Raw genomic sequence first — 10,064 nt, forward strand, 5'->3', positions numbered from 1 at the left:
TAACAAAAATAAATGGCAACAATGAATAAATCTATATTCTATATTTTACTACTGACGGCACTTCCGCTCTGCTTTACAGGGTGCAGGAAGGAAGTACGTCCCACCAGCATGACGATAAAAGATTCCGTCAGACACTATTACCCTATCAAGCAAGGTCAGCAACTCGATATCATGTTTACCATCACCAACACGGGAGATGCTCCGTTAATCATTTCAGAAATGCAACCTTCCTGTGGCTGTATCATTCTGGATAAAAGTTCGCATATCATCATTCCTGAGGATGGTATCAGGCAATTCAAGGCAACCTACAACAGTATCAAGAATGTAGGCGAAGTGGTTCACCGCATCCGGATTTTCGGTAATATGCTCCCAAATGGAAAAGCAGAACTAAAATTTGATGTTAACGTAGTCCCCGACGCAGATTATACACGTGATTATGAAGAACTCTATCAGGATTTCAACACTAAAAACGGCATTGTCAGGGAAATGGTAGACGGAAAAGAATCCGAACTAGGATATTATGTAGGAGAACCCTAATAATAAGTATTAAGTATCAAGTATTAAGTATTAAATGACTGGCTAATACTTGATACTTAATACTTGATATTGATACTTATCTCTACGGATGTATTTCTTTGAATGCGGCATTTTCTTCTTTCACATTCTGAATAGTCTGTTTTAACTCCCCAATCGGCAAGTCATATCCATACCAGCCTGTATAGCAATCCACCACATACCATTTCCCGTCAGCCTGCAATTCGAACTCAACACGCAAATCCACTTCGGACTCTTCATAGCCCGCTTCAAAGATTTTGTGTTTCGGTTCATTCAGCGTAAACTTGGAAACATAAATACCTCCCTCTTCCTGGGTGATACGCTCTTCCTTCATAGTTTCACTATCCAGCAACGGCCACTTTTCCCGAGTGAAAGGGAATGTTTTCTCGGTTTCTCCGTCATCTGCCAACAAAGTGATCGGAGTCTTTAATGGGAACTTGATACGAGTATACTGGAAGGCTGCACTGGAAGTAAATTTATCCAAAAAGGATTTGAAATCTTCACCGTCTTGTGTAGTCAGTTCACTATCGGCTTTTGCCTTGGAACTATTACCGCAGGAGATAAACGAAACACCTGCGAGCAGCATCATAGCCAGCAAGCAGCATACAAACTTTTTAGCTCTCATAATACTATATAAATTAAGAGTTTAATTAACGGCGCAAAGATAATGACAAGTTTGGCATCTTGGTTATTTTAAGAACTAAATCTTTGTATGTTTCAAATATTCATAACCGAAGCGACAGTACAGACACTTTCGCTTATCACAGTACTCTTTTTGCAACTGTATCAATGCCTGACTATCCGCCGCACTGACAACCGGAAGCCCGGCATCACTCCACGAACGGATAATATGATTGCTCTCCGCCTTCAATTCTTCCAGAAAACGTCCGGCACGTTCACACATTCGTTCATCTGCCTTATGCAATCCGTAAGTATAAAGAAAAGGAACCACTGTATTAATGATAATCAAATCCTTGGAACGCTCTCCCATCGTCTTTTCCTTTTGTGAAGAAAGTCGCCCGAATAAATAATGATTCTCCCAATAGGAAGACGTACGTGTATCCAGTAAAGCTCTCACATCCGTCAGAGTATCCGCTTCCAGTAAACGTGAAAACAGCCTATCTCCTTTCTGATAGAGATAGGCCAACTGCGCCAAGCGAATATGCGGAAAGTTTTCCGGACGAAGCCGTAGAAAACGCCATAAAGTAGCATCCATCCCCTGCCCGATTTCAAATTTTCGCTGCAAATAACGAAACTCTTTGCAAAGACGAATACTATACTCGTCTTCCTGTTCCTTTTTCAGAAACGTTTCTTCCAACAATCCCGCCAAGCCATAGAAAAAAGCCTCTATCTGAAACAAATCATTCCGGTGCTTATCCATCGCACGAAATGGCAACAATCCCGCCCACGTTTCAAAAGTATCTCCATTCAAGCCGAAACCGAAATTACGGGCAAGGGTGATAAAGAAAGCATCTTCCCAATTATTGTTGCAAAGTTCGAGACGCTGCATGATTAACTGTGCTTTCTGCTCCAAACGCTCTGTTTGCAAAGCGGTCAGCCAGGAATGGATGGTAAGTTTGGGAAGAGAAGCAAGGATAGGATAGCAAGCCGGATAATGATCGGCTACGCAAAGTTCATGATAATGGGATTGCACATTTTCCGGACAAGTCAGCAATAGTTGTGGTATCTGTTCACCGTTGGTACGGGTTATTTCCGTATCCGCCTCGCTCACCACATGGAGAATCACAGAATCATAGGCTTTGTCGCAATCATGCCCGTGGCGAAACCAATCGGAAGAATGTGTATGTATTTCTATATTCCCTACCCATAAGGCACCATCAATCTTTAGTTTCGCGTTAAAAAAGTCGGGACCGGCATTCGGGTTTTGCAGACCGGAGTCAATCACTTCTACCGGTAAGCCGTTGGTGGTTTGCAGTACTTTCAGGGGAAATAATTTATGTTTCCACACGTAGTGGAGAAGATGTTCCATGTTAACAAGACGTTAATGTGCGCTGCAAATGTAATAAAAATCTTATCTTTGCGACTATTATTTTGAATATAAGTCAGAAAACAATGAAAATAGCACTGATCGGTTACGGAAAGATGGGCAAAGAGATAGAAAAGGTTGCCCGTAGTCGCGGACATGAAATCGTCTGCATCATTGACATCAATAATCAGGATGACTTCGAATCGGAAGCATTCAAATCGGCCGATGTGGCCATTGAGTTTACCAATCCGATGGTAGCTTACAGCAATTATATGAAAGCGTTCAAAGCCGGTGTGAAACTGGTATCGGGCAGTACCGGATGGATGGCCGAGCATGGCGAAGAAATCAAGAAGCTCTGCACGGAAGGGGGTAAAACACTCTTCTGGTCGTCCAACTTCAGCCTGGGAGTCAGCATCTTCTCCGCTCTCAACAAGTATCTGGCTAAAATCATGAACCAGTTCCCTGCTTATGATGTCACCATGAGCGAGACACATCATATCCACAAACTGGATGCTCCCAGCGGAACAGCCATTACATTGGCGGAAGGTATTCTGGAAAAGCTGGACCGTAAGGACAAATGGGTGAAAGGCACTTTCCTTGCACCGGACGGAACCATTAGCGGAACCAACGATTGCGCCCCTAATGAACTTCCTATCGCCTCTATCCGCGAAGGAGAAGTGTTCGGCCTTCATACCATTCGCTATGAATCTGATGTAGACAGCATAACTATCACGCATGATGCCAAAAGTCGTGGTGGATTTGTATTGGGAGCCGTACTGGCAGCCGAATATACTGCCACACACGAAGGTTTTTTGGGCATGAGTGATTTATTCCCATTCTTGAACGACTAAGATTTCAGAAGCTAGTTCTAAACAAATATAACATTATGAGACAAGCCACACGCGCACAATGGATCAAATGTGCCATTGCTATTCTACTTTACCTCGTCTTCCTCCTCTGGGTACGGAGTTGGTGGGGATTGATTGTTGTTCCTTTCATTTTCGATATTTATATCACAAAGAAAATTCCCTGGTCTTTTTGGAAGAAGTCGAAGAATCCGGCTGTCCGCAGTGTGATGAGTTGGGTGGATGCCATCGTATTTGCGTTGGTTGCCGTCTACTTCGTCAATATCTACATCTTCCAGAATTACCAGATTCCTTCCTCTTCGCTGGAAAAATCATTGCTGGTAGGCGATTTCCTGTATGTAAGCAAGATGAGCTACGGTCCCCGCGTACCGAACACTCCCCTTTCTATGCCGTTGGCACAACATACGCTGCCTGTCTTCAATACTAAATCGTATATCGAGTGGCCACAATGGAAATACAAACGGGTACCGGGCTTCGGCAAAGTGAAGCTGAATGACATTGTGGTTTTCAACTTCCCGGCAGGAGACACGGTGGCAGTGAACTACCAACAGACAACGGACTTCTATACGCTGGCTTATGGTGAAGGACAACGCATCTACTCCAAACAGATTGAAATGGATAGCCTGACACGTTCACAGCAACGTGCAATCTATGACCTCTACTATGACGCCGGACGTAAACAGATTCTGAACAATCCGCGTACTTACGGTGAAGTACTGTGGCGTCCGGTAGACCGTCGCGAGAATTATGTGAAACGTTGTGTCGGCTTGCCCGGTGATACATTGCAAATTGTAGACGGACAGGTGATGATTGACGGTAAGGCGATTGAGAACCCCGAAAACCTGCAATTCAACTACTTCGTACAGACTACCGGCCCGTACATTCCGGAAGATATGCTCCGCGAATTAGGCATCAGCAAGGATGACACCATGCTGATAGAAGACTCTGGCTGGGAAGGCGGATTATTGGATATGGGACTGGACAACCGGAATGCGCAAGGCAAACTGAATCCGGTATATCATCTTCCATTGACTAAAAAGATGTATGACACTCTCCTTGGCAATAAAAAGCTAATCAGCAAAATAGTAATGGAACCGGAAGAATACGCCGGACAGATGTATCCGCTGAACCTTTATACCAAATGGAACCGCAACAATTACGGTCCGATCTGGATTCCTGCCAAAGGAGCTACCATTACCCTCACAGAAGACAACCTGCCTATCTATGAGCGTTGCATCGTAGCCTACGAAGGCAACAAGCTGGAAGTGAAACCGGACGGTATCTACATCAACGGTGAAAAGACCAATGAATATACCTTCAAAATGGATTATTACTGGATGATGGGTGACAACCGTCACAACTCTGCCGACTCCCGTTATTGGGGTTTTGTACCCGAAGATCACGTAGTGGGCAAGCCGATTGTCGTATGGCTGTCGCTTGACAAAGACCGTGGATGGTTTGACGGTAAGATTCGCTGGAACCGCCTCTTCAAGTGGGTAGACTTATAAGTGTACGGATAGAATAGAGTGATAAGGTGATAAATATTGATGAACATTCGTAAATTCAAATGGATACTAGCATTTGCCGGAGCAGTAGTCGTAGTGCTTCTGCTCCGGGGATTTGCTTTTACGTCCTGCCTTATCCCTTCCACCGGTATGGAAAACTCCATTTTCCAGGGTGAACGTATCTTAGTGAACAAATGGAGTTACGGATTGCGAGTTCCTTTCATGTCGCTCTTTTCTTATCATCGTTGGTGCGAAAGTCCTGTACGGCAACAAGATATTGTAGTGTTCAATAATCCGGCTGGAATCCGGGAACCTATCATCGACCGCCGGGAAATCTATATCAGCCGTTGCCTCGGAGTTCCGGGAGATACATTATTGGTCGATTCTCTTTTCTCCGTTATTTCTCCAGAGGCACAATTCAATCCGGATAAGAAAAGGCTTTATTCGTACCCCGCGTCAAAAGAAAATCTGATAACCTCACTGATGCATACTCTTTCCATCACCAACGACGGATTGATGGGAAGCAATGACAGTACTCATGTGCGTAGTTTCAGCCGTTACGAATATTATTTGTTGGAACAGGCAATGAATGGGAAAGAGAGTTTTGTCCAACCTTTGTCAAACAGGGAAGATGCCGAACCGAATCCGCTGATTGTTCCCGGAAAAGGGAAATTTATCCGGGTCTATCCCTGGAACATAACCTTACTGCGGAATACCCTCGTGATGCACGAAGGCAAACAGGCAGAAATAAAGAACGACACTCTCTACGTAGACGGCAAACCTACACAACACTGTTATTTCACTAAAGATTACTATTGGATGGGGTCTAACAATACCGTCAACTTTTCCGACTCACGGCTCTTCGGGTTTGTCCCGCAAGACCATATCATCGGGAAAGCCTCCATCATTTGGTTCTCCAAAGAAAAAGAGACAGGCTTGTTTGACGGATACCGATGGAACCGTTTCTTCAGAACGGTGAAATAATCTTCCGGAACATAAAAGAAATAACTCCTTAATAATATCCTTAATTAATATCCTTATTATAGAGCCCCCTAAACGTATTAAAATGAAAGAAATGAAAATAGCTTATTTATCTTCAGCTTATCTCGCTCCCGTCGAATATTACACTAAACTTCTGGCTTATGACAAAGTGCTTGTAGAACAACACGACCATTATATCAAACAAACCTATCGTAACCGGTGCACCATTGCCGGCCCGTCCGGCGAATTAGCCCTTTCTATCCCAACCGTAAAACCCGACACATTGAAGTGTCCGATGAAGGATATCCGCATTTCCGACCACGGCAACTGGAGACATCTGCACTGGAACGCCATCGAATCAGCCTACAACAGTACTCCTTTCTTTGAATATTACAAGGACGACTTCCGTCCCTTCTACGAAAAGAAATACGAGTTTTTAATCGATTTCAACGAAGAACTATGCCGGATGGTCTGTGAATTGATAGATATTCACCCCACTATGGAGCGTACTAGCGAATATAAGATGGAGTTTGCTCCCGGAGAATTCGATTTTCGGGAAGTCATTCATCCCAAAAAGGATTTCCGAGAAGTGGATACAGAGTTTATTCCGCAACCTTACTATCAGGTTTTCGAGCCCAAACTGGGTTTTCTTCCTAATTTGAGTATCATAGACCTGTTGTTCAATATGGGACCGGAAAGTCTGTTGGTACTAGGCAAGTAATGACTCCACTCTTCTATATGTATGTAGCCAACAAAGGTGCACCATGTCGTCACATTATTTATACTCGTACAGTTTGACGTGTAAAATACTGAATTCTCCGACAGGAATACGTACATGCCTTCCCTGATGGTCCTGATCGCCATTCAGGCGCCGGATATATTTCAGTGAACCATCTTCGTTCACATTAACTTCATCTACAGAACCGATACCGGCTCTCATACCACCTTGCCAGCTATTTTCCGTTTTTGATGCCTTTCCGCCCACACTGGCAAAACCATCCTCGCCCAATGCCGGTGAACTTTTCATTTTATTTTCCCCCTGTTTCTTAAATTCAAGTACCAAGCCACTGCCGGCAACGATATACTCATCTGGAGCCAGACGCAGCAAAACACCTCCCCCTTCAGGCCATACAGTGCCATCCCGGGCACGTGGGTCCCATGGCAGAGTGAAGTAATGACGGCAGGTAATCTCCAAATCATCGTATGAAAGTATTCGTTCTTTATTCTCTTCATCAAACAAAAGACCGTTCATCACTCCTTTGCCCTGATATTTTGTCAATAAAGGCATCAGTTCTTTCAATTTAATATAGCTCTGTACCAAAGGGGCATCTGCTCTATCCGAACCGCTTTCAACAGAGAAAGGACAGAAGCCAATCGCATCATGCTCACCAAACACATAGAAAGCACGTACTCCATCATTCTCTTCCAACCGAATTTCAGGTATAAAGAGAGGATTATTGTGCAGTTTATACTTTGCCACCCAATCAACGAAACCTTTATCATATAAATCCGGAGCCAGAAAATCAATGTTGGGTGCTGCATAATGCCATACATCTATCAAATGAGCCAATGGTCCTGCCGACGGATATTCTCCCGGTTTCCGCCCCCTACTGTTCATTGCTGCATTGACATACAACGGAATATTATAGATAGAACGTGCTAACTTTGCCATTCGTTCTACATACTGCGCATACGACCAGGCCATAAAAATTTCATCCGTATACACGTCTGCACCAAACACTTCCTGCCACGTACCTTTCTTCTTGAATCCCTGGCTCTCCCATTTTGCCAACATTTCGGGATGCAGAGATCTCTTGTTCTTTTGCAAATAGCCGATGAAAAGGGACGGAACTGGTGCATAAAACAGTTTATCCGCTTCTTTGGAATAATCGCGGGCATCTTCCAACATTCCGATTTCGTTTTCTATCTGAATCATGATAACCGTTCCCTCTTCCTTATCCACAGAAGCAATGTGTTTCATCCATTGGGAAAAAGCACGGCTATCCGCCTGAAACACATTCTCCGAAAAGGAACTGGCTATTTCGAGGGGCTTCCCTGCTTTCGTATAGGCACGCGGGTATTTCTTATAATCTTCCTTAAACCAGATCGGAGCGTAGCAACTCATTGAGTTTTTCCACGCACCGAACCAAAGGAAAACCACCTTCAAATCATTCGCGCGAGCCTGTTGAATCACTTTATCCGTCAGAGTAAAATCAAATTTACCTTCCTGTGGTTCTGTTAAATCCCAATATGCAGGAACCAGTACCGTATTCAGCCCCATACGTTGCAATTTCGGGAATATACGTTCAATATCTTCAATAGAGGAAGCTGAAGAATTTCCCAATTCACCGCCAATCACCAAGAATGGCTTTCCATCTACCATAAGTTGTGTGGTACTTCCCTGTTTCTGCAAATACGGAAGTTTCTGATGTGCCTGAAGAGGCAAAATAAAAAGGAATAGAATCCCAAAAAGTGTGTTTCTCATAACAATCAGCTTTATCATATTATCTGAAAGCAAAGTTACAACAATATAAAAAAGGAGCACAACGTCTTGTGTTCCTTTTCTATCGGGCAGGTTACAGATGCTTTATGTTACGTTACATTTGCCTTTATCTATACATTATCTCCGATTCTTATACCCTCTATTTGCGTTTCCTAAGTAATTTTTAGAGAAAACTGTTTATATCGCTACTTCTTCACAGTTCTTCTCTTCATTAGATTCTGCCGCATCCAGCCGATTCAACAAATAGCGTACATTTTGAAGATGTATATCATTATTCCGATCCATTTTCTTAAACTGCCAACTGTTTTTAGTGGTATTCAGTATGCAATTCATTAACGTTCCCACGGCATCGGCACTTTGGAAACGATTGGTATTGGAGATTAGCGTATTCATCATGTGCGCCCCGAATCCTCTAATCACCTCTTTCACACTTATCGACTTATAATTACGGATGGCTTCAAAGGCTGCCACATTACTACAAAGCGTACTAGCTAAATCCTCCAGTCTCTTTCGATCTGTTCGTTCCACTAGATAGCTTTCAGGATTCATAAAACGATTGAGAGTCAGATAAAAAGACATCATTTCATCATCGGATGAAAAGATAACGTGCATGAGTTGCGTCGCGTCCCCCGGACGAGCCTGCTGGTTGCTTAAAACTTCTTCCATAAGAATTTTAATTAAATGGTGAATAAATTAAGTTCAATGGGGCGATACAGAAGGGTAGTTTTAAGAAATAAAAGAAGCGGTTCCGCCTGTCCCATTGCTCTTCACCATCCACAACAGGCAGTAGGTGCATTAACATCCTACATGGGGGTACGAAACCGCCATATAGAATGATAGGACAAGCATAAAAAAGCCTGCCACATTGATACAGCAGGTTCCCCTGCTGTGGATTTTGATAAAGAGCATTGCAAAGATAGAATATAAAATCAGAAAAGAGAAAAGAAAATCAATATAAATTGAAGTTTACAGCGATCAGCAAAAGACAAAATCTTCTAAAGCTACTTGTAACTATAAAATTCATTTAGGAGGTTCACCGGTTTCACCTTTAGTTGAATGAGTATAAATCAGATGTTTATGGTGAAAGAGGTACATAAAATAATAAAGAATCATCCTTCACCTCCTTCACAAAATAAAAGTAAGCGTCTTTTAGTTTTGCACTCGAAAGAGAGACTTCTTATAAGCTTTAAGATTGTTAACGAAGAACTAGTAAGCCCCCAAGTTTAGATAGCTTTTTATCGATATAGCTCCTTAGCAGATATTAACAAGATTGTTTCTCTTTCTTTCAAATAACCAGACTAAAAGACGCTTATATCGTATAGATTAAGGGTCTATACACCCTATTTGTTGGGCATATAGATCCAATGTATTGGTCATATAGATCTAACACGTTGGATATATATATCGTGCGTCTTGGGATATAGCCAACAACTCAAGTATTAATAGCCTAAATACAAAGTATTAATAGTCGATAGCTCAAATGTTAATACTTGATGGAGCGTTTGCTATGAGCTTATTAATTTTAGCTGATAGCATATTCGTTTTTGCTTATAGCATATTTACTTTAGCTTATGGCATATAAAAAGAACAGTGAAGAGTGTGAAGGATGATTCTTTATTATTTGGTTCTTCGTCAAATTTGGTGGTACTTCTTCTATTGTGAATAAA

The 10,064-nt window shown here is 42.6% G+C and carries 9 protein-coding genes; 5 read left to right on the forward strand and 4 right to left on the reverse strand.

Annotation, left to right across the window (positions count from 1 at the left end; all coding sequences use genetic code 11):
* Window positions 1-21: 21 nt before the first annotated feature.
* Complete coding sequence (locus DXA54_RS12825) at window positions 22-537, forward strand: DUF1573 domain-containing protein (RefSeq protein WP_004324271.1); 516 nt, start codon at window positions 22-24, stop codon at window positions 535-537.
* A gap of 82 nt (window positions 538-619) precedes the next feature.
* Here the strand turns inward: DXA54_RS12825 and DXA54_RS12830 are convergent, their stop codons facing one another.
* Window positions 620-1,180 (reverse strand): hypothetical protein, encoded by a 561-nt coding sequence (locus tag DXA54_RS12830; protein WP_008649001.1) that lies wholly within the window; start codon window positions 1,178-1,180, stop codon window positions 620-622.
* Window positions 1,181-1,255: 75 nt separating this feature from the next.
* Window positions 1,256-2,545, reverse strand: a complete 1,290-nt coding sequence (locus DXA54_RS12835; RefSeq protein WP_008648999.1) for a DUF2851 family protein — start codon at window positions 2,543-2,545, stop codon at window positions 1,256-1,258.
* Between the two features lie 83 nt (window positions 2,546-2,628).
* On the opposite strand from DXA54_RS12835, the gene dapB reads away from it, so the two are divergent.
* The 4 genes from dapB (at window position 2,629) to DXA54_RS12855 (ending at window position 6,615) form a co-directional block, all read left to right on the forward strand.
* A complete protein-coding gene (gene dapB, locus DXA54_RS12840) occupies window positions 2,629-3,393 on the forward strand; it encodes a 4-hydroxy-tetrahydrodipicolinate reductase (RefSeq protein WP_004307500.1) in 765 nt (254 codons plus the stop codon).
* Between the two features lie 35 nt (window positions 3,394-3,428).
* Window positions 3,429-4,916, forward strand: a complete 1,488-nt coding sequence (gene lepB / locus DXA54_RS12845) for a signal peptidase I (protein WP_120079643.1) — start codon at window positions 3,429-3,431, stop codon at window positions 4,914-4,916.
* A 39-nt stretch (window positions 4,917-4,955) separates the two neighbouring features.
* Complete coding sequence (gene lepB, locus DXA54_RS12850; protein ID WP_004313835.1) at window positions 4,956-5,897, forward strand: signal peptidase I; 942 nt, start codon at window positions 4,956-4,958, stop codon at window positions 5,895-5,897.
* Window positions 5,898-5,979: 82 nt separating this feature from the next.
* The gene (locus tag DXA54_RS12855) at window positions 5,980-6,615 is read left to right on the forward strand and encodes a WbqC family protein (RefSeq protein ID WP_032846152.1); all 636 of its coding nucleotides are present in this window, start codon (window positions 5,980-5,982) and stop codon (window positions 6,613-6,615) included.
* Window positions 6,616-6,669: 54 nt separating this feature from the next.
* On the opposite strand, the gene DXA54_RS12860 is transcribed toward DXA54_RS12855, so the two are convergent.
* On the reverse strand, window positions 6,670-8,379 hold the full coding sequence (locus DXA54_RS12860) for a DUF5597 domain-containing protein (protein WP_004313833.1): 1,710 nt from the start codon (window positions 8,377-8,379) through the stop codon (window positions 6,670-6,672).
* A 195-nt stretch (window positions 8,380-8,574) separates the two neighbouring features.
* The gene (locus DXA54_RS12865) at window positions 8,575-9,063 is read right to left on the reverse strand and encodes a hypothetical protein (RefSeq protein ID WP_004313832.1); all 489 of its coding nucleotides are present in this window, start codon (window positions 9,061-9,063) and stop codon (window positions 8,575-8,577) included.
* Between the last annotated feature and the right edge of the window lie 1,001 nt (window positions 9,064-10,064).

It is taken from the genome of Bacteroides sp. OF03-11BH, from assembly GCF_003604005.1.
GTDB lineage: Bacteria > Bacteroidota > Bacteroidia > Bacteroidales > Bacteroidaceae > Bacteroides > Bacteroides ovatus.